The sequence below is a fragment of the Burkholderia sp. Bp9012 genome (assembly GCF_003853825.1).
Lineage (GTDB): Bacteria > Pseudomonadota > Gammaproteobacteria > Burkholderiales > Burkholderiaceae > Burkholderia > Burkholderia diffusa.
Window position 1 is genome coordinate 16,941 of sequence record NZ_QTQA01000019.1, and the last position, 19,550, is coordinate 36,490.

20 protein-coding genes, 2 pseudogenes and 1 riboswitch are annotated in these 19,550 nt (G+C 66.3%); of the genes and pseudogenes, 12 read left to right on the forward strand and 10 right to left on the reverse strand.

Annotation, left to right across the window (positions count from 1 at the left end):
* Nucleotides 1–85: 85 nt before the first annotated feature.
* Nucleotides 86–262: riboswitch (yybP-ykoY riboswitch) on the forward strand.
* Nucleotides 263–353: 91 nt separating this feature from the next.
* Complete coding sequence (locus DIE11_RS24040) at nucleotides 354–1,364, forward strand: sodium:calcium antiporter (RefSeq protein ID WP_059605168.1); 1,011 nt, start codon at nucleotides 354–356, stop codon at nucleotides 1,362–1,364.
* Nucleotides 1,365–1,382: 18 nt separating this feature from the next.
* Here DIE11_RS24040 and gstA read toward each other — a convergent pair.
* Nucleotides 1,383–2,021: pseudogene (gene gstA / locus DIE11_RS24045) on the reverse strand (glutathione transferase GstA).
* Nucleotides 2,022–2,158: 137 nt separating this feature from the next.
* Between gstA and DIE11_RS24050 the strand changes: the two are divergent.
* The 3 genes and pseudogenes from DIE11_RS24050 to DIE11_RS24060 all read left to right on the forward strand — a co-directional run.
* Nucleotides 2,159–2,515, forward strand: a complete 357-nt coding sequence (locus DIE11_RS24050; RefSeq protein ID WP_124627603.1) for a helix-turn-helix domain-containing protein — start codon at nucleotides 2,159–2,161, stop codon at nucleotides 2,513–2,515.
* Nucleotides 2,516–2,536: 21 nt separating this feature from the next.
* Nucleotides 2,537–2,905: a hypothetical protein gene (locus DIE11_RS24055; protein ID WP_124627604.1), complete on the forward strand. Its 369-nt coding sequence runs from the start codon at nucleotides 2,537–2,539 to the stop codon at nucleotides 2,903–2,905.
* Nucleotides 2,906–3,047: 142 nt separating this feature from the next.
* Nucleotides 3,048–3,374, forward strand: a pseudogene (locus DIE11_RS24060) (MFS transporter); the annotation flags it as partial.
* 12 nt (nucleotides 3,375–3,386) lie between these two features.
* On the opposite strand, the gene DIE11_RS24065 reads toward DIE11_RS24060, so the two are convergent.
* From DIE11_RS24065 to DIE11_RS24075, 3 genes are all read right to left on the reverse strand, one after another.
* Complete coding sequence (locus tag DIE11_RS24065; protein WP_124627606.1) at nucleotides 3,387–4,307, reverse strand: LysR family transcriptional regulator; 921 nt, start codon at nucleotides 4,305–4,307, stop codon at nucleotides 3,387–3,389.
* 137 nt (nucleotides 4,308–4,444) lie between these two features.
* A complete protein-coding gene (locus DIE11_RS24070; RefSeq protein ID WP_124627608.1) occupies nucleotides 4,445–5,905 on the reverse strand; it encodes an FAD-binding oxidoreductase in 1,461 nt (486 codons plus the stop codon).
* A 240-nt stretch (nucleotides 5,906–6,145) separates the two neighbouring features.
* Nucleotides 6,146–6,490, reverse strand: a complete 345-nt coding sequence (locus DIE11_RS24075; protein WP_124627610.1) for a cupin domain-containing protein — start codon at nucleotides 6,488–6,490, stop codon at nucleotides 6,146–6,148.
* 197 nt (nucleotides 6,491–6,687) lie between these two features.
* On the opposite strand from DIE11_RS24075, the gene DIE11_RS24080 reads away from it, so the two are divergent.
* The 3 genes from DIE11_RS24080 to DIE11_RS24090 all read left to right on the forward strand — a co-directional run bounded on the left by DIE11_RS24080 (nucleotide 6,688) and on the right by DIE11_RS24090 (nucleotide 10,192).
* Nucleotides 6,688–7,578: a helix-turn-helix transcriptional regulator gene (locus DIE11_RS24080; RefSeq protein ID WP_124627611.1), complete on the forward strand. Its 891-nt coding sequence runs from the start codon at nucleotides 6,688–6,690 to the stop codon at nucleotides 7,576–7,578.
* A 165-nt stretch (nucleotides 7,579–7,743) separates the two neighbouring features.
* Nucleotides 7,744–8,694: an agmatinase gene (gene speB, locus DIE11_RS24085; RefSeq protein ID WP_124627614.1), complete on the forward strand. Its 951-nt coding sequence runs from the start codon at nucleotides 7,744–7,746 to the stop codon at nucleotides 8,692–8,694.
* Between the two features lie 22 nt (nucleotides 8,695–8,716).
* Nucleotides 8,717–10,192 carry an aldehyde dehydrogenase family protein gene (locus DIE11_RS24090; RefSeq protein ID WP_124627616.1) on the forward strand — a complete coding sequence of 492 codons (1,476 nt, stop codon included), beginning with the start codon at nucleotides 8,717–8,719 and terminating at the stop codon, nucleotides 10,190–10,192.
* 72 nt (nucleotides 10,193–10,264) lie between these two features.
* Here DIE11_RS24090 and DIE11_RS24095 read toward each other — a convergent pair whose 3' ends face one another.
* From DIE11_RS24095 to DIE11_RS24115, 5 genes are all read right to left on the reverse strand, one after another.
* Nucleotides 10,265–10,669, reverse strand: a complete 405-nt coding sequence (locus DIE11_RS24095; RefSeq protein WP_124627807.1) for a nuclear transport factor 2 family protein — start codon at nucleotides 10,667–10,669, stop codon at nucleotides 10,265–10,267.
* A 149-nt stretch (nucleotides 10,670–10,818) separates the two neighbouring features.
* Nucleotides 10,819–11,631 carry a class I SAM-dependent methyltransferase gene (locus DIE11_RS24100; protein WP_124627618.1) on the reverse strand — a complete coding sequence of 271 codons (813 nt, stop codon included), beginning with the start codon at nucleotides 11,629–11,631 and terminating at the stop codon, nucleotides 10,819–10,821.
* Nucleotides 11,632–11,720: 89 nt separating this feature from the next.
* Complete coding sequence (locus tag DIE11_RS36525; protein WP_185633819.1) at nucleotides 11,721–11,909, reverse strand: hypothetical protein; 189 nt, start codon at nucleotides 11,907–11,909, stop codon at nucleotides 11,721–11,723.
* Nucleotides 11,910–12,074: 165 nt separating this feature from the next.
* Nucleotides 12,075–12,842 (reverse strand): DeoR/GlpR family DNA-binding transcription regulator, encoded by a 768-nt coding sequence (locus DIE11_RS24110; RefSeq protein WP_124627620.1) that lies wholly within the window; start codon nucleotides 12,840–12,842, stop codon nucleotides 12,075–12,077.
* A 43-nt stretch (nucleotides 12,843–12,885) separates the two neighbouring features.
* Nucleotides 12,886–13,566 carry an MgtC/SapB family protein gene (locus DIE11_RS24115; RefSeq protein ID WP_124627623.1) on the reverse strand — a complete coding sequence of 227 codons (681 nt, stop codon included), beginning with the start codon at nucleotides 13,564–13,566 and terminating at the stop codon, nucleotides 12,886–12,888.
* A 256-nt stretch (nucleotides 13,567–13,822) separates the two neighbouring features.
* On the opposite strand from DIE11_RS24115, the gene DIE11_RS24120 reads away from it, so the two are divergent.
* From DIE11_RS24120 to DIE11_RS24135, 4 genes are all read left to right on the forward strand, one after another.
* Nucleotides 13,823–14,767, forward strand: a complete 945-nt coding sequence (locus tag DIE11_RS24120) for a choline ABC transporter substrate-binding protein (protein ID WP_124627625.1) — start codon at nucleotides 13,823–13,825, stop codon at nucleotides 14,765–14,767.
* A 35-nt stretch (nucleotides 14,768–14,802) separates the two neighbouring features.
* Entirely contained in the window at nucleotides 14,803–15,483 is a 681-nt protein-coding gene (locus tag DIE11_RS24125; protein WP_059605227.1) for an HAD family phosphatase, read from the forward strand.
* Between the two features lie 167 nt (nucleotides 15,484–15,650).
* Nucleotides 15,651–15,788, forward strand: a complete 138-nt coding sequence (locus DIE11_RS37050) for a hypothetical protein (protein ID WP_260437169.1) — start codon at nucleotides 15,651–15,653, stop codon at nucleotides 15,786–15,788.
* Nucleotides 15,789–15,879: 91 nt separating this feature from the next.
* Nucleotides 15,880–18,330: a phosphocholine-specific phospholipase C gene (locus DIE11_RS24135; RefSeq protein WP_124627627.1), complete on the forward strand. Its 2,451-nt coding sequence runs from the start codon at nucleotides 15,880–15,882 to the stop codon at nucleotides 18,328–18,330.
* Between the two features lie 64 nt (nucleotides 18,331–18,394).
* On the opposite strand, the gene DIE11_RS37055 is transcribed toward DIE11_RS24135, so the two are convergent.
* A complete protein-coding gene (locus DIE11_RS37055) occupies nucleotides 18,395–18,820 on the reverse strand; it encodes a hypothetical protein (RefSeq protein WP_260437170.1) in 426 nt (141 codons plus the stop codon).
* Between the two features lie 114 nt (nucleotides 18,821–18,934).
* On the opposite strand from DIE11_RS37055, the gene DIE11_RS24145 reads away from it, so the two are divergent.
* Nucleotides 18,935–19,525 carry a GNAT family N-acetyltransferase gene (locus tag DIE11_RS24145; RefSeq protein WP_059605117.1) on the forward strand — a complete coding sequence of 197 codons (591 nt, stop codon included), beginning with the start codon at nucleotides 18,935–18,937 and terminating at the stop codon, nucleotides 19,523–19,525.
* Nucleotides 19,526–19,550: the final 25 nt, after the last annotated feature.

Below are 19,550 nucleotides of genomic sequence, written 5' to 3' on the forward strand. Positions count from 1 at the left end.
GCATCCGTCACAAGGCGGCTTGACCGCACGCATGAACGGATATGACCGCACGCGCTTGCCGAAAGCGGCCAGCTCGGCTAGACTGCCCTTCGTCTTTGGGGAGTAGCCTGCTTTCCATCCCCCGGAAAGCGAACGCGTCAACACACTCGGCCTGCGGCCGTGGCGCGTTCGGCCGAATCGGTCTGGCGAGACCATCGACGCATCGCGTCGTTCCTGGTCGGACGTCGGCAGATGCGTCATGGTTCGTCCACGTCCGACCACGGAGTCCCCATGTTCCTTCCAGACTTCCCCCTGCGTTTCGTTCGCCGCGTTCGTTCTGCCACTGCCTGCGTGCCTGCCTGCGGAGGTGCCGCATGACGTTGATGCTCGTCGAACTGGCGGTCATGCTGATCGTCATCCTGATCGCCGCCGAACTCTTCACGAATGCGCTCGAACATCTCGGCGAGCGGCTGAAGATTTCGGAAGGTGTGACCGGCTCGCTGTTCGCCGCCGTCGGCACCGCGCTTCCCGAAACGATGGTGCCGCTGCTCGCGCTCGCGGGCGGCACGTCGAACGCGGCCGTGAACGAGGAAATCGGCGTCGGCGCGATTCTCGGCGCGCCGCTGATGCTCGCGACGCTGACGACCTTCCTGATGACGATCGCCGTGATCCGCTCACGCGGACTGACCGGCACGATCGCGCCCGAGCGCACCGGCTTCGTGCGCGACCTCAACTACTTCATCGCCGCATTCGCACTCGCCACCATCGCGATGTTCGTTCCGCATCACGTGTGGGCGGTCCGCGCGCTGCTCGCCGCGATGCTGGTCGGCATCTACGTCACGTACGTCCTGATGACGTTCCGCGCGTCGACGCAACTCGTCGATGCCGGGCACGGCACCGAGGCGCCGCACGCGATGTTCCTGTCGCGCGTCGGGCTGCCGACCAACCTGGCGACCATCGCGCTGCAACTCGCGCTCGGTGTCGCGCTGCTCGTCGGCGGCGCGAAGGGCTTCATTCACGGCGTCGAGGGGGTGTCGCACCTGCTCGGCATCTCCGCGCTGCTGCTGTCGCTGATCATCGTGCCGATCGCGACGGAATTGCCGGAAAAGGTCAACAGCGTGCTGTGGATCCGCCGCAAGAAGGACACGCTCGCGTTCGGCAACATCACCGGCGCGATGGTGTTCCAGGGCACGCTGCTGCCGGCGATCGGCATCATGCTGACGCCGTGGGAACCGCGCCCCGAAGTGCTGACCGGCGTGATCATCACGCTCGCGGCGGCGGTGTGGCTGCGCGTCAATGCCCGCGCGCGCGGGCTCGCGATCTGGGCGTTGCTGGCAAACGGGGCCGGGTATGTCGGCTATCTGTTCGTGACGCTGACGCGCTGAACGCGCGACGCGCTTCAATCACGACACATCGGGCCGGGCGTCGGCCTGCAGCACCTGCTGCACGGCCGGCCGCGCGCGCACCCGCTCGTACCACGCGCGCAGGTTCGTGTACCGGCTCAAGTCGATGTCGGCGTTGTACACCGAACGCATCCAGTCAGCCTTGCCCCAACCCGTCAGCGCGAACAGGTACGCATCGCCGATCGTGAACGTGTCGCCCGTGACGAAGGTCTTGCCGTCGAGCTGGCGGTCGATCTATGCGAAGCGGCTGTCGAGCTTCTGCCGCGCCGGGTCGACGTATTTCCCCGCCTGCACCGCGTACAGCAGCGGGATGAAGCCCTTGTGGATCTCGGTGCCGAGAAAGGTCAGCCATTCCATCAGCCGGTAGCGCGCGAGCGTGTCGTACGCGGGTGCGAGCCCCGCGTCGGGGCGCAGGTCGGCGAGATACTGCGCGATCACCGGTCCTTCGCGCAGCATCGTGCCGTCGTCGAGTTCGAGCAGCGGCACGTAGCCGAGTTCGTTGACGTCGTAATAGTCGCGACCGTCTTCGATCCGGTGCTTGCGCGCGTCGACCGTGACGATCTTCGCGTCGATGCCCGCTTCGCGCAGCACGATGCGAATCGCCTGCGAACAGCTGCCGGGAGCGTGATAGAGCTTCATGTGTTTCCTTGGTTGGGTGGTTCGACTCTCGATTCGCCGCGACGCGGGCGCTAATATCTCGCATCGGCGCAGCGCTGAGAAGAAGGCAGTCGTTTGTGCCGTAGTCACAAAAAAGTTACCAACCGGGGTTCAGCAGGATGAAAACGAGTGCGACAGGATGTTCCGTGGAAGAAGCGATGCGCCTGCTCGGCGGCCGCTGGCGGCTGCTGCTCGTGTCGTATCTGCTCGACGGGCCGAAGCGCTTCAGCGACCTGCGCCGCGACATGCCGGGCATCTCGCAGCGCATGCTGACGCTCGATCTGCGCGCGCTCGAGGACGCCGGCTTCGTGCGGCGCACCGTGTATCCGGAAGTGCCGGTGCGCGTCGAGTACGATCTGACTGCGGACGGCGACCGGCTGCGGCCCGTCGTCGACGTCATGCGCGAGTTCGGGTTGTGGCTGAAGGCGCGCGATGCGCACCGCGAGGTTGAAGCGGAAGCCGCGCTGCCCCGATAACCCCTCATCGAGAGAAACATCATGGAACTACATGCCACCGTCGGCGCGGCAACGTCCGACATCGACGACGACGAAAGTTGCGCGAACATCTATTGCCACGACGCGGCGCAGAACTATTGCTTCTCGCTGCTGCGCTTTCCGGAGGAAACGTCGATCGAGGTGATGGTGCTCGACCAGCTCACCGCGCACGTGAAGGATCTGACGGTGCGCCTCACGGGCGACACGATCGAAGTCGAGCTCGATGAGCGCACCGCCGCGCGTCTCGACGGCAACACGCATTACGTGATTCATCTCGCGCCCGGCGAGCACGATCCGGTCGTGCTGCGTGCCGCGCTCAAGGAAATCTTCGACGGCAAGAGCGGATATCGCGACGACAGCGCAAGCATGTAACCCGCCCTGCCCGGCACGCGTTCACATCTCACGCGTTCGCGCTTCGCCCATGACGCGTGCTGCGCGATTCCAACCGCTTCTCCTGCGCAGCACGCTGCTGGTCGCGTGCTGCGCATCGATTGCCGCCGCGCATGTGGCCAGGATCTCGACCTGCATCATCGGCGCGAACTACGTCACGTCGACGGGATGGGTGATCGCGTTCATGACGATCGCGTTCTTCGGCAACGGCTTCGCATCGATCACATGGCCGCTCGTGTCGGGTCTCGCACCCGCGCGGCTGCTCGGCCTCACGGGCGGCGTGTTCAACCTCACCGGCAATCTGGTCGCGATCGCGACGCCGATCGTGATCGGGCTGCTCGTCGACGGCGCGGACTTCTCGCGCGCGATCACCTACATCGCCGCGATGGCGCTCGCGGGCAGCCTGTCGTACGGGCTGCTGGTCGGCAAGGTCGAACGCATCGATGCCTGAGCAGGTGCCGCGCTACGCGGCCAGCGCCACGGCCTTGATGTTGAACGCGCGCAGCAAATCCTCGCAGAACGCGTCGACGATCGGCCTGTCGTTCGCGCTGCGCTTCATCGCGAGATGCAGCGGCACATCGAAGCTGAGCGTCGCGCGGCCGATGGCCTTCACGAGCCCGCGCTGCTCGAACGGCTCCGCGTAATGCGCGGGCAGATAGCCGAGATGGCCGCCCGACAGAATCAGGATCGTCGCGGCCTCGATGCTGTCCGCGCTCGCGGTCACGCGCCGCTCCGGCAGCGGATACTGCTCCTCCGGAACCGGATAAGTGCGCCATACCCAGTCGTGCGCCTGCAGGTCGTCGGCCGACACCGGCCATGACGCATGAAACAGCGGATGGCCGCGCCCGCAGTAGATCACCTGTTCCTCGGTAAACAACGGCGTGTAGTCGAGCCCCGGCACACGGTGCCAGAAATACCCGATCGCGAGATCGAGCTGGTTGTTGACGAGACTTTCCTCGAGTTCCTGCGGCGACGCGACCTTCATCGAAAACGTGACGGCCTGGTCGCGCTTGCGGAACGCGCCGATGGCATCGGCCAGGCGCGCGTTTTCGACGAGCGGCGCCTGCCCGATCAGGCCGATCGACAGCGTGCCGACCAGCTTGCGGTCGATGTCGCGCACACGCGCGACGAACTCGGACGTCGCCGCGACGAGCGTGCGTGCCGTGGCCGCGAAGCGTTCACCCTTCGACGTCAGCCGAAAGCCGCCGCGGCCGCGATCGCACAGCTTGAAACCGACGCGCGCTTCCAGCGCGGACAGCTGCGTGCTGATCGTCGACTGCCGCACGCCGAGCGATGCCTCGGCGGCCGTGATGCCGCGTGCGTCGACGACGGCGAGAAAGACCCGGATGAGCCGGAGATCGAGATCGGTGGTATTCGAAAACATGCTTCGAGCCGCTGCGCCTGAGCGCGTTGTCGGGCCGGCGCGATACCGGCCGTCTTTGCCGATGAACCTTGCCGGACGCGTGCCGCCATCGGCAACGGCACGCGCCAAACGCGTCGCTCGCGGACATCGCGCGTCGCCTACATCGGGAAGCCCATCGCCTTGATCCCGTTTATCCACGCGCGCTTCCAGCCGCCTTCGGCATCCGCGCCGTCGAACGCATGGAACGTGATCTTCGCGGCGACCCAGCGCATCGGCTCGGGCGGGATGTAGCCCGGGCTCTGGTTCGCGATGTCGAGCTTGCGTTCCGGGCTGTCGCGATCGAACAGGATGTTCAGCCCCATGAACGCGCCGAACCGGCTCGCCGCGACGCCGAAACCCGTGTAGCCGGCGACGAACACGGCCTTGTCGCCGAGATAGCGCTTCGCGAACACCGAGCCGCGCGAGCAGTAGTCGATCGGGCCACCCCACGCGTGCGAGAAGCGCACGTCGGCGAGCTGCGGGAACGTGCGGTAGAACGCCTCCGCGAGCCGGTAGTAGGTTTCGCGCTCGCCGTCCTGGTGCGGCTCGGGATCGCCGTCGAAGTGATAGCTGACCAGCCCGCCGAAGATGATGTTGTTGTTCTTCGTCAGCCGGAAATAGTTCAGCTGTGTGCGCGTGTCGTACACGCCCTGGCGATTCTTCCAGCCGATGCGCGCGAGCTGTTCGTCGGTGAGCGGCTCGGTCGCGAGCACGTGGTCGCGCACCTGCATCACCCGGCGGTTGATGTCGGGAATGCCGACCTTCGCCGTGCCGCTGCCGAACACGACGCGCGGCGCGCGCACGCTGCCCTTCGGCGTCTTCACGTACACCGTGCCGCCTTCGTCGGTCACCTTCGTGAGCGGCGTGTGTTCGTACAGCTTCACGCCGAGCGACAGCGCCGCGCGCTTGAGCCCCCACGCGAGCTTCGCCGGATGCACGATGCCGCTGCGGTTGCGCGACCACAGTGCGCCCGCGAATAGCGGCGAGTTCAACTGTTCGAGTGTTTCGTCGCGGTTCAGCAGCACGACGTCGTGTCCGTATTCGCGATGCAGGTCGTAGTCGCCCTTCAGGTGCGCGAGGTGCTCGGGGTCGACCGCCACCGTCATCTCGCCGTTCCACTCGATGTCGGCGTCGATGTCGTAGCGCTTCAGCGTTTCCTCGAAGCCGTCGAGGTTGCGATGGCCGAAAGCCTCGAGCTGCGCGATGTCGTTCGGGAACACGCGCACCGCGTTCGGCAGCCCGTGCATCACCGACGTCGAGATGATCCCGCCCGCGCGGCCCGATGCGCCGTGCGCGACCTTGCCGGCTTCGATCAGCACCACGTTCAGCTGCGGCATCTGCTCCTTCGCCTGCACGGCCGCCCACAGCCCCGTGAAGCCGCCGCCGACGATCAGCAGGTCGGCCGTCGCGTCGCCGACGAGCTCCGGCTCGGTGGCCGGTGCGGCCGGGTTGTCGAGCCAGTACGGGAACAGCTTCGTATTCGCGAGCGCCTCGGCGGCGCCCAGTGCGACCGGTGCGCGACGCGCGGCGTGTGCGTGCGCCGGTGCGGCCCGTGTTGCTTCGTTGACTTCCATTTCCATGATCCCAGCCATCCCACGTGATCGCGGCCCGCACGGGTCGAGCGTGCGCGGCGTGCCGCATTCGCCGATTTCGCCGATCGCATCGCTTCCGCCGATGGCGACTTGCGGCGCATGCACCGCAAGTCGCGATGCGTCCCGTCGGCAAAAACGCGACGGACTTCGCTAGCGGTCGATCGAAAACGCAACCGCCGGCGGGCCCGCGTCAATCCGACGACGACACCCCGGCGGCGGTCGCTCGCATCACGACTTCTCGAGCAGCACGTAGAACTTCTTCGCGTCCTCGATCGTCTCCCAGCGGCCCGCGAAACCGGCCGGCAGCAGGTACCCCTGGCCCGGCGTGAATTCCTTCCGGTTGCCTTCCACGTCGGTCAGCGCGATCCGGCCCTCGACGAGCCACACCGCCTCGTCCGCCGCCGTTTCCGGAAACTCCACCGAGCCGACCTTGCCTTCCCACCAGCCGATGAGGTAGCTGCCGCTCTTGCCTTCGGCCGCGCGCCAGTCGTTTTCGTCCATCCCGAAGTCGAGCTTCGTGAATTCGCCAATGCCTGCGCCGAGCGGCAGGATGTCCTTGATCAGTTTGGTCATCTGAATCTTTCGTCTCTGGATTGAAAAAGCAGAGACAAAGTTACTCATTTACACTGCCCCGGTATGCCCCCCTTCGGGGGGGACAAGTCGCGTTTTCCGGGGTGCGCCAGATCGCAGGACGCCATACCGCATTTCCCCTTAATGACGTTTCGGACTTCGGACGCTAAAATCGCGGCCGCTTTTCACCGGGGAACCGCATGCTGCTCAACGTGAACCCCTCAGACCGCGACACCGACCGCTTCGTCGTGTCGTTCAAGGCGCTGGGCGAGCTGATCGAGACGGTCGGCACGCCGCACTTCGTGCCGCGTCTCACGCAATTGCTGAACGACGTGGTACCGCTCGACGTGGCGCACGTCGAACGTTCGCGCGTCGACGGCACGATGCCCACCGGCTACCGCTGCGAATGGATCGGCAGCAGCGGCATCGGCACCGCGACTGCCGCGATCTCCGACGTGATGACGCTCTACTACGAGCGCTTTCTCGACAGCGACCCGCTGTTCGCGGGGCTGCGCGGCAAGACGGGCACGATGCTGGTCGTGCGCGATATCGCGGCGATTCCGCCCGGCGAATTCCGCCAGCGGCTGTTCGACGACGTGCGTATCGGCCACGAATGCGTGCTCGCGCGCGGCACCCGCTACGCGCAGCATTCGATCGCGCTGGAACGCGGCCGTGACCGCCCGCCGTTCACGCTCGCCGAGATGAACCGCTTTCGCAACGTCAGCGATGTGCTGTTCCCGCTGCTCGAGCTGCACGCGTCGACCACCGCCGCGCGGCGCGTCGCGCATCCGACACCCGAAGTGCATCCGCTCGCGCAGTTCGATGCGCGGATCGCGACCGACGGCGTGAAGCTGTCGAAGCGCGAATACGAAACCTGCAAGCATCTGATCTCCGGCAAGACCGTGCCGGAAACCGCCGACATCCTCGGCGTGCGGGTCGCGTCGGCCGAGTCGTACGTGAAGCGCGCGTTCGCGAAGCTCGGTGTGCGCACGAAGCGCGAGCTTGCTGCATGGGGCTCGGCCGCGCCGGCGTTTCGTGCGGCCGCGGCCCACGACGGCGACGGCGCGCCGCCGCCCGCGATCGCACGCTGATCCGGTCCGACGCCGACCATCCGCCGATAGTCACGTCGCTTCGATGCGGCGGCGCCACTCGCATCGAGCGCCGTCGATGTAAACGTTGCGACTTCACGATCTTCGCGTACGCGTTCTCCTCTACCATCGGCCGATCGCTTTTCGCCAGAAAGAGGAGACGGCCCCATGCACCGCGAACTGAACCAACCCATGGGCGGCAACGAGATGCCGCGCTTTGGCGGCATCGCCACGATGATGCGCCTGCCGCAGGCCGACACGACCGACGGTCTCGACGTGTGCTTCGTCGGCGTGCCGCTGGACCTCGGCACGTCGAACCGCTCGGGTTCGCGCTTCGGCCCGCGCCAGATCCGCACCGAATCCGTGCTGCTTCGCCCGTACAACATGGCCACGCGCGCGGCACCGTTCGATTCGCTGCAGGTCGCCGACATCGGCGACGTCGCGACCAACCCGTACGACCTGAAGGATTCGGTGCGCCGCATCGAAGAAGCGTATGACGAGATCGTCGCGAACGGCTGCCGGCCGATCACGCTCGGCGGCGACCACACGATCGCATGGCCGATCCTGCGCGCGCTGCACAAGAAGTACGGCAAGGTCGCCGTGGTGCACGTCGACGCGCACGCGGACGTGAACGACACGATGTTCGGCGAGAAGATCGCGCACGGCACGCCGTTCCGCCGCGCGGTGGAGGACGGCCTGCTGCAATGCGACAAGGTCACGCAGATCGGCTTGCGCGGCACCGGCTACCACGCGGACGATTTCGACTGGTGCCGCCAGCAGGGCTTCACGGTCGTGCAGGCGGAGGCATGCTGGAACACGTCGCTCGCGCCGCTGATGACGCAGGTGCGCGAACGCATCGGCGACACGCCGGTCTATCTCAGCTTCGACATCGACGGTCTCGATCCGTCGTTCGCACCCGGCACCGGCACGCCGGAAATCGGCGGGCTGTCGGTGCAGCAGGGTCTCGAGATCATTCGCGGGATGAAGGGGCTGAACATCGTCGGCGCGGATCTCGTCGAAGTGTCGCCACCGTATGATCCGACCGGCACCACCGCGCTCGTCGGCGCGAACCTCGCGTTCGAGATGCTCTGCGTGATGCCGGGCGTCGCCTGCCGCTAACCCGATCGACAGGAAAACCTTCATGTCCACCGCTGAGCTTTCCCCTGGCGCCACCACCATCGTGCTGCCCGCCGCGCGCATCGCCGGCCGATCCGTGCGCACGCATTCCGCTGAGGCCGGCGCGCCGATCTTCAATGCGTCGACCGGCGAGACGATCGGCTGGCAGGAATTTGCGACGGCCGCGCACGTCGACGCCGCGGTCCGCGCCGCGCGCGACGCGTTCGCCGGCTGGCGCGACACGCCGCCCGCCGAGCGCGGCCGCCTGCTCGCGACGATCGCCGCGCGCGTCGACGCCAGCCGCGAACGCCTTGCGGCGCTGCAGATGCAGGTGAGCGGCAAGCCGCCGTTCGAGGCCGACGTCGGCGACGTCGCCGCGACGTTCACGTACTACGCGCAGCTGTGCGAGAACCCTGCGCTGTTCACGGCCGAGCCGGTCGCGCTGCCGAGCGACACGGTCACGGCCGAACGCTTTCACGATGCGGTCGGCGTGGCCGCGCTGATCATGCCGTGGAATTTCCCGATGGTCACGACCGCGTGGAAGCTCGCGCCCGCGCTGGCGGCCGGCTGCACGGTCGTGATGAAGCCGTCCGAACTGACGTCGCCGACCGAGCACGCACTGCTCGACCTGATCGCCGAAGCCGGCGTGCCCGACGGCGTCGTCAACGTCGTCAACGGCGGCGCAGAAGTCGGCGCGGCGCTGACCGCGCATCCGCTGATCGACAAGATCTCGTTTACCGGCAGCACGGCCGCCGGCCGCAAGGTCATGCAGGCCGCGGCCGAGGACATGAAGCGCGTGACGCTCGAACTCGGCGGCAAGTCGTCGCTGATCGTGCGCGACGACGCCGATCTTGACGTCGCGGTGTCGCTGGCGGTGGCCGGTGCGTTCACGAACGCGGGCCAGATGTGCTCGGCCACCGCGCGCATCCTTGTGCACGACAGCGTGTACCGCCGCTTCATGGCCGCGTTCGAGACGGCCGTTCGCGCGCTCGTCGTTGCGCCGCCTTCCGCCGAACACGTCGCGATGGGGCCGCTGATCTCGGCCGCGCAGCGCACGCGCGTGGAAGCGATGCTCGAGCAAGGCATCGCGGCCGGCGCCCGCGTCGCGTTCAGCGGGTGCGTCGCCGAGGGGGGCGGCAACGGCTTCTTCATGGCGCCGGTCGTGGTCGCCGAACCGGCCGTCGACAACCTGCTGTGGACTGACGAGGTGTTCGGCCCGGTCGCGTGCGTGAAGTCGTTCCGCACCGACGACGAGGCGATCGCGCTCGCGAACGACACGCGCTACGGGCTCGTCGCGACCGTCGTGACGCGCGACGCGGAAATCGCGAAGCAGTTCCAGGCACGCTTGCGCGCCGGGCTCGTGTGGATCAACGCACCGCAGCTCATCTACCCGCACGTGTGCTGGGGCGGTTTCGGGCTCAGCGGGATCGGACGCGAACTCGGCGTGACGAGCCTGCGCAGCTACCAGGAACTGCGCCACGCGATGCGCGCGATCGATTGACCGGGGCGGCCGGCCGAAGCATGCGATGCACGCTTCCGATGATGACGATGTCCGTGCGCGAATACGGCGTCGTCACGGTCGATGTGCCGCCGCTTCGGCCTCGGTATCGTGATACTCGACAAACGTCGCAATCTTCCCGCTTTCGATCGTGAACAGATGCACCCAGTCGTCGTCGTACGTGCGGCCTGTGGCATGAACATGCCAGCGTTGCGTGCCGAGCACGACGACCCGGTTGCCGCTGGCGATGAACTCGAGTGGCTCGAAGTGCTCCGCGGTCTGCGTCGACGCCAGCGCCGCGAAGAACGCCGCGACCTCCTGCGGCCCGTGTCTTCTGCCGACGAACGGAACGACGTCGGCCGGCCCCGGGATGAACCAGTCGATACCTTCGGAAAGCGTCTGCAGAATGCCGTCGATATCGGCCCTGCCGAACGCCGCGTATGCCTGCTGCACGAGTTGCACGTTGTCTTGCTCGCTCATCGCACCCTCCCACCTTCGCCGGTTCACCGCGTCGCGGCGCGCAATTCGAGCCGCAGACAACTCAGCATAGTCGAACCGCGAGGCGGCCCCCATGGGTGTTCTCCAGCAATCGGACGGCGTGCATTCCGTATGAGCAATCGACGGTCGGGCTAACCCGACGCCACGATGACGTGCGCCTGAATCTTGCCGACCACCGGCCCGTCGCCATGACGTCCGGCAATGGCCGCGGTTGCTCGATCCGTGGCGTGCTGAAGCAAGCCGGCATCGCGCGCGATGATTTCGTCGTGCAGCGGCGTTCCCAGGCAATACGCGGTGGCGACATCGCGTGCCGACGCCGCGCGACTTTCCTTCTCGCGTGTCGCGATGTCGACGTCGGCGAAACCCGCGCGGCGCAGATCGTCCCGGATCCGTGCGACATCGTGATAGCCGTGCGGCGTGCGGGCGAGGAATCGCGGCGGGTCGAGCGGAAACAGCGCCGCGACGGCGTGGGTGACTTCATCGGCAAAGACGTTTTCCTCGATGCGGTCCCAGACACTGAAGACAAAACGCCCGCCCGGCCGCAGCACGCGCCGCGCCTCCGCGTAGCCGGCGACCCGGTCGGGAAAGAACATCGCACCGAACTGACAGCAGACGACCTCGAACGACGCGTCCTCGAACGGCAGCGCGAGTGCATCCGCCTGCCGCCATTCGATACGGCTGTCGGCCCCCTGTCTGGTGACGGCATAGTCGAGCATCGGCTGGTTGAGGTCCGTCACGACGTAGCGCACGCCTGGGCCGAGCCGTGACGCAAGTGCCCGCGTGACCACGCCGCTGCCGGCGGCGGTCTCGAGCACCGAGCGAGGCGCGAAGGAGGCGACGAGCTCCGCCAGATCGGCCGCATATTCCGCGAAGATCAGCGGAACCATCAGCGTGTCGTAGAACGCGGGAATCGAGCCTGAAAACACCTTGTCGCGATCGGTCATCGCGCTCTCCCTGCAAACGTCGAGTGACGCGGTCGCGCGTCCGTTTCGGCATACGTCAGACCACGCCCGTGCGCGTTCGACATGCGCGGTCACGGGCGGCTGCGCATGTCGAACGCGGAACTGGCTTGATACATGATAGGCGTTGAAATCGGCGTGCGGCACCGGCGACGGATCGCGCCCGGAATCAGCCGCCCTCTGCTGAACAGTGAATCGCGCATGTCGCCGGAATCTCGACCGTTATGTTCAGTGGTATATGTGCCGGCCTGCTGGATGCGCATTCTGAACCGCACCTCTGGCTTGGAATGTGCCGAAGTCTTCGTGTTGTCTGCCGGTAGAACGATGCGGCCGCGCATACACGATGGATGATGTGCGCCCGCTCAGCGCGCGAGCATGCGCGACGGTCCCCGCCAGCCGCTTCACCTGACGCGGCGCGCCGGTGCGCATCACGACAGCACGATGTTCCGGATGACCTTCTTGATGCTCGGGTAGCTGTCGACCGACTCCGCCTTCTGGTCCGTCACGAGCGTGCCGATCCGCGCGGGTTCGCAAAAGCCGATCCGGCTATTCGTGCCGAGCTTGCTGAAGTCGGCCAGGATCGCGACGTCCGCCGCGTTGGCGACCATCGCGCGCGCGACTTCCGTTTCCATCCGATCGTAGTTCGTCGCGCCGCGCACATGGTCGACGCCGACCGGCGACAGCAACGCGAGATCGGCGCGATAGCGGAAGATCTCGGCGATCGTCCCGTCGCCGACCGTCGCGGCCGCGCGGCTGCCGATCATCCCGCCGAGCAGAATCGTTTCGTTCTTCGCCTGCCCGGGGTCGCTCGAGCGCATCTTCAACGCGACGTCGATCGAATTCGTGACGACCGTGAGGCCGGACAGCTTCGCCAGTTCCTCGGCCAGCAGCGTGGTGGTCGTGCCCGCGTCGATGAACAGCGTCTGCGAACCCGTGACGAGCCGCGCCGCGGCGCGCGCGATCGCCTGCTTCGCCTTCACGTGCGTCTGCGCGCGTTCGGCAATCGGCGCTTCGTCGCCCACCTGCACCGCGCCGCCATGCACGCGCTTCAGTTCCCCCATCGCCTCCAGATCGACGAGATCGCGGCGCACGGTTTCCCGCGACACGTTCAGATCGGCCATGATCCGGTCGGTGGAGACACGCTGCATCTTCGATAACAGAAGCCGGATCCTCTGATATCGCTCTTCTTGCCACATGAAATGTCCTTGGAAATGAACGTCAATGGTATTCGAACCGCGGCTACGCGGCGCTCTCCTCCATCTTTTTGACCCCGCCGAGGGTCTGCAGGGATTGACGGACCACCTGGAATTCGCGGCTCGTCATCTTCGAGAACACCACATGGATCCGGTCGTCGTCCGGTGTCGCATCGTCCTGTTCGATGACGAACTGGACGATGCGCGCCTGATCGATCCCGGGCATCGCCTGCAGCGACGTCAGCTTCACCGTGCCGCGGCTCGCGAGGATGCGCACGCCCCAGCGCTGCCGCGCGGCGAAGAAGCGCTTCTCGATCGGCTTCAGGCCGGCGAGGATCGTCAGCACGATCGCCGTTGCAGCGATCGCGGCGATGTACATGCCGCCGCCCACCGCCAGCCCGACCGCCGCGACGACCCACAGGCTCGCCGCCGTCGTCAGCCCTCGGATGATCTCGCCGCGCAGCATGATCGACCCGGCGCCGAGAAAGCCGATGCCCGAGACGACCTGCGCGGCGACCCGCGACGGGTCGAGCGACACGTTCTTCGCGTTCTGGATGTCCGCGAAGCCGAACGCCGACACGACCATCACGAGCGCCGCGCCGACGGCTACCAGCATGTGCGTGCGCAACCCGGCCGCCCACGACAGCCGTTCGCGCTCGATGCCGATGATGCTGCCGAGCAGCGCGGCCAGCAACAGGCGGGAGATGATTTCCATCTGACTGATCATGCGATGCCTCCATTCTTCGACCGACTTGATGAAACGCGACCCGCCCGGACCGCCGCCCGACCTGCTTTCGTCCGGCTGACGGCTCGCACGCGCCGCAGGTTGTATTTTTGTGCGAACTTGCGAATTTGTGCTTTCTAATATACGTTACGAAAAACCGCACGGCTAGACCCAAGTTCGTTCGTTTCATCCGATCAATACGATCGATCGTCGGACCACTCACGCAACCCGATCCGGAACACTTGCTTAGGAGACCAACATGATGAAGAAGGCATGGATGCTGGCCGCAATGCTGCTCGCGTCGATCGCGACGGCGCCCGTTCACGCATCCGAAGGCGACGTCTGCAGGAAGGTGACGCTCGGCGATGTCGGTTGGAGCGACATCGCGGCCACGACCGGCGTCGCGATGATGCTGCTCGACGGGCTCGGCTACGAAGCCAGCAAGACGATCGCGTCGCCGCCGATCGTGCTGGCCGGCGTGAAGAAGGCACAGATCGATGCGTTCCTCGGCTATTGGGATCCGAGCATGACGCCGACGGTGAAGCCGTTCGTCGACGCCGGCGCCGTGCACCTGCTGCCGCAGCCGAACCTGGTCGGCGCGCGTTACACGCTGGCCGTACCGCAATACGCATCGGACAAGGGCCTGAAGAGCTTCGCCGACATCGCGAAGTTCCGCGACCAGCTCGACGGCAAGATCTACGGGATCGGCGCCGGCAACAACGGCAACGCGCTGATCCAGCGGATGATCGACAGGAACGAATTCGGGCTCGGCGGCTTCAAGCTCGTCGAGTCGAGCGAGGCCGGGATGCTGGTGCAGGTGACGCGTGCGGTGCAGGAACACCGGATGATCGTGTTCCTGGCGTGGGAGCCGCATCCGATGAACATCAACTACAAGATCGCGTACCTGGAAGGCGGCGACGGCGTGTTCGGCCCGAACTACGGCTCGGCGAAGGTCTACACGCTCGTCACGCCCGGCTACCTCGAACGCTGCCCGAACGTCGGCCGCCTGCTGACCAACCTGAAATTCACGACCGACGAAGAGAACCAGCTGATGGTGCCGATCATGAATCACGCGGATCCGGTCGCGGTCGCGAAGGAATGGGCGAGGAAGAACCCGGGCGTGTTGTCGAAGTGGCTCGACGGCGTCACGACCATCGACGGGAAGAACGCGAAGGACGCGATCGAGAAACTCATCGGCGCATGAGCACGCCAGCAGGCACGCAATACAAGGACTTTCACATGCACAGGAATCTCGCGCTGTTCGATCTCGATCACACGCTGTTGCCGCTCGACAGCGATCAGGCCTGGGGCCGCTTCATCACTCGGGTCGGCTCGCTGGAAGACGACACGCACGCGGCGCTGATCGACGAGCACTACGGCCGCTACGCGGCCGGCACGCTCGACATGGACGCATATCTCGCGGTGACGCTGGCGCCGCTCACCCGCTATCCACGGGCGCAGCTCGAACGCTGGCACGCGCAGTTCATGGACGAGGTGATTCGGCCGGCCATCACGCCGCAGGCGCGCGCGCTCGTCGATCGCCATCGCGAGAGCGGCGATCTCTGCTGCATCGTCACCGCAACCAACGTATTCGTGACGGGGCCGATCGCCGCCGAGTTTGGAATCGAGCATCTACTCGGCATCGAGCTCGATACCGACGACGGCACGCCGGGCGGACGGTTCACCGGACGCAGCACCGGCGTGCCGAGTTTTCGCGAAGGGAAGGTCGTGCGCACGAACGCCTGGCTCGATTCGCTCGGCTACGCGCCGTCGGATTTCGAACGAACCTACTTCTACAGCGATTCGATCAACGACGTGCCGTTGCTCGACTACGTCACGCATCCGGTCGCGACCAATCCCGATGCAAGGCTGTCGCATGTCGCCGGCACGCGCGGATGGCCTGTCATGAAGTTGTTCTGATACGGGCGCTATTCTCCGCTGTTCATTTCATTTCTGGAGGGGCAATGAAAGCAGGAACAGGAACGACGCACGTCAATCACTCAGGAATCCGACTTGAATCGAGTCGCGACAACCCCGCTCCGCCTGCCGGCAAGGAAAGTCATTTTCCGCACTGGCGCGGCGCTTTGATGATCGCACTCCTCTGCACGCTGGTCGGTTGCGGCGATGGCGATTCCGGCGCGACCGGCAACCTCGCCGCGAACCGCGCATCGGCATCGGGCCCGGCCGCCGCGCCGGTCCTGCATTGCGCCACGGCTTGCCACTGACGGGCACCTGCCCTTGTCCGGCGCGACTGCCATTGCAACGCGCGGCGTTTGAAGCGCGGCGGCGTCCGGCCATTCATGACAGAGAGCGAACATGCAAAACAAATCCACGACACGACGTCAGTTCCTGGCCGATGCGCTGAAGCTCGCAGGCGCCACGGCAGTCACCGGCATGCTGCCCGAGAGCATCCTGCGCGCACAGTCGATTCCGGCGGCAACCGTCACCGGCACGCTCCAGGACGTGAAGCACGTCGTGATCCTGATGCAGGAAAACAGGTCGTTCGACCACTACCTCGGCACGCTGCGCAGTGCGCGCGGCTTCGGCGATCCGCGCCCCGTCGTGATCTCGAGCGGGTATCCGGTCTGGCGCCAGCCGTGGCTGCTGTCGTACGTGTTCCCGTTCAACCCGTCGCCGCCGGCCGGCAGCGCGAACGGCGACACCTATTACGGAGACCTCGACCACAGCTGGAACGGCACGCACAGCGCATGGAACAACGGCCGCTACGACAACTGGGCCGGCGCGAAGACCAGCGGCACGATGTACTACTTCACGCAGAACGACATCCCGTTCTATTACGCGCTGGCGAGCGCCTTCACCGTGTGCGACAGCTACCACTGCTCGATGCTCGGGCCGACCGACCCGAACCGCCTGTATCTGTGGACCGGTTGCTGCGGCAACGTGCCCGGCTACTCACCGTACACGACCAACACGATGACCGGCACCGGCTGGACCACGATGCCGGAACGGCTGAATGAAGCCGGCGTCACGTGGAAGTTCTATCAGGACAAGGGCAACGGGCTCGATGCCGCTCACGGTTACGGCGAATACAACGGCTCCAGCAAGGATCTCTGGTGGAACGGCAACTACGGTGACAACGTCATCCTCAACTTCAGGCAGTACCAGAGCCTCGGCGCGAACGATCCGCTCGCGCCGGCGCTCAACGGCACGCAAATCGACCCGACGGGTGGCGGCACCGAGTACGACACGCGCCTGTTCAGCCAGTTGCAGGCCGACGTCGCGAACGACACGCTGCCGCAGGTATCGTGGATCGCCGCGCCCTACGCGTACTGCGAACATCCGTCGTGGGCCGCGAGCGGCGGCGAATGGTATGTGAGCAACGTCCTCAACGTGCTGACGTCGAATCCGAAGGTCTGGGCCAACACGGTGCTGCTCGTGATGTACGACGAAAACGACGGCCTGTTCGATCACGTGCCGCCCGCCGTGCCATCCAGCGCCTACGCGGGCACCGGCCTGTCGACGGTCTCGACCGCGGCCGAATTCGTCGGCAGCAGCGGCGCGGCGTCCGACGGCTCGGCCAGCGGCGACGTGCCGATCGGCCTCGGCCCGCGTGTGCCGATGTTCGTGATCTCGCCGTGGTCGAAAGGCGGCAAGGTCAACTCGCAGGTGTTCGATCACACGTCGGCGATCCGCTTTCTGGAAACGCGTTTCGGGCTGCAGGAAACGAACATCACGCCGTGGCGGCGCACCGTGTGCGGGGACCTCACGTCGGCGTTCGACTTCACGAATCCCGATCAGACGGTGCCCGCGATCCCGAGCCCGGCCAGCAACATGGACCCGAACGGCTGGACGGTCGTCATCCCGCCGGCGACCACCACCGCGGTGCCGGCACAAACGACCGGCCGCAATGCGGCATGCCGGCTGCCGTACGAGTTCTTCGTGCAGGGCAAGGTCAACCGGTCCGGCAAGACGCTCGCGCTGACGATGACCAATACCGGCACGGCGGGCGTGCATCTGCAGGCGTGGGTCGACGGCACCAGCACGATCCCGCGGCAATACACGATCGGCGCCGGCGCGAACGCGTGCACGACCCTGTCCGATTCGCTCGCGCTGAGTTCGGCCGGTGGCTACGACTATTCGGTCTACGGGCCGAACGGATTCCTGCAGACGTTCCGTGGCAACGTCGGCGCGTCGGGAAATACCGGTTCGTCGGCCGAAGTGAGCCTTTGTTATGACGTGCAGAACGGCAACGTGCAGATCACGCTCGACAACACCGCCGGATCGAGCCCGACGACGTTCCAGCTTGTCGACAACGCGTACGGCATGAACACGCCGCAGTCGGTCAGCGTGCCGGCCGGCGCGACGCAGGCCGTCACGTGGTACGGCGACGCAGGCTGGTACGACGCGAGCATCCGCGACGCGAACGATCCGAACTTCCTGCGCCGCGTGGCCGGCTGCGTGCAGGCGCAAGCGGGCGCGCTGCTGACCGATTCGGCGATTGGCAATACGAACGGCAAGTTCGTGCCCGCGCTGTCGTCTCAGGGGTCGTCGTACGGCACGCTGCGGTTCGACTACGTCGTGCCGCCCTGGCGCCACAGCCCGAAGAACTGGGTCGGCATCTACCCGCGCGGCGCGCAGCCGACCAAGGGCGGCTACAAGTCGTGGGCGTATCTGCCGAAGAGCACGGGCTCGCTGCTCTTCTCGTCCACGGCGAACAGCGCGCTGGCGTCGGGCCAGTACGATGCGTGGTTCCTCTTCGACGACGGCTACACGCCGCTGGCAGGCCCGGTCGCGATCAGCATCTGACGAGCGGCCGGCGACGCGCGCTCACGGCGCGCGTCGCTCGGCCGGGGCTCGCATCAGCAAGTCTTCACGGAGCGCGCCGAACGGCCGTGTCGGATGCGCGTTTTCGGATTTCCAGGATCCACGGCCCGGTGGCCTGCGCGCCGTCGAAGTCGCCGAGATTGCCCGCCTTGTCGATCGCGTGCGGAAAATCGCTGACGCGATGCCCCGTATCCGCGATCGCGTCGACGGCGTGCCACGTCATCGTTCTTGCGTGCCGCTTCGCGTCGAGCGAAAACGCTTCGCCGACGGCTTCCCGCTGCGTCGAATTCAACATGGTGTTCCCGTGCCGGTGAATGTCGGTCGGTGCAGTCGATCGTCGTTTCGATACGCACCGCCGACTATCTCGCGTTACGCGCCGATGCATGGCGTGGTTGCATACCCATTCCAGGTGCGGCGTCGCCGCCGATATCCCGCATAATCGGGCGTTGAACCGCGCCGCGAAGGGAAGCATTGTGCGAGCGCAGCAATTCGAATCAGGAACGGGCGCGATCCGGCTCGCCGCAAGGCGGCGGCGCTCGCCCCGGGGGAATACCCGGCAATCCCGCTGAAGACAGGACACCGACACATGGACCGAGCCGAGCACATCAGCATCGAACAGGCGGGCGATCTGCCCGCCGACGAACTGAACGGATGCGACTTTTCGTTCGAGATCGCGTGGGAGCTGAATGCGCCGTACCAGGATCTGCTCGATTTGCGCGCGCTGCCCGTGCGGCGCAAGGACTACGGATTCGACCCGGCCGGCTGGGCGCGCGAGGCGTCCGGCGGCACCGCGCTGTTTCGCGCCAGCGCGGGCGGGCGCCTCGCGGGATTCGTCGCGATCACCGAAAGCTGGAACGGGATGGCCGAGATCGCGGAACTCGCGGTCGACCGCGGTTGCCGGCGGCAAGGTATCGGCCAGTTCCTGCTGGCGGCCGCGGAAGCATGGGCGCGCAACCGCGGGTTCGGCTTCATGCGGCTGGAAACGCAGGCGAACAACGTCGCGGCCTGCTGCACGTACGCGCGCGCCGGCTTCGTCATCGGCGGCCACGACCGCTTCCTGTACGCCGACGGCGCGAATGACGGGGAAGTCGCCCTCTTCTGGTACAAGGATCTGCGTGACGGGCAGTCCGCAAAGAGCCGGACGGTCGATCCGGAATCGATGCGGCCGCTGTCCTGACCGACGACCGGCCGCCGCACCGCCC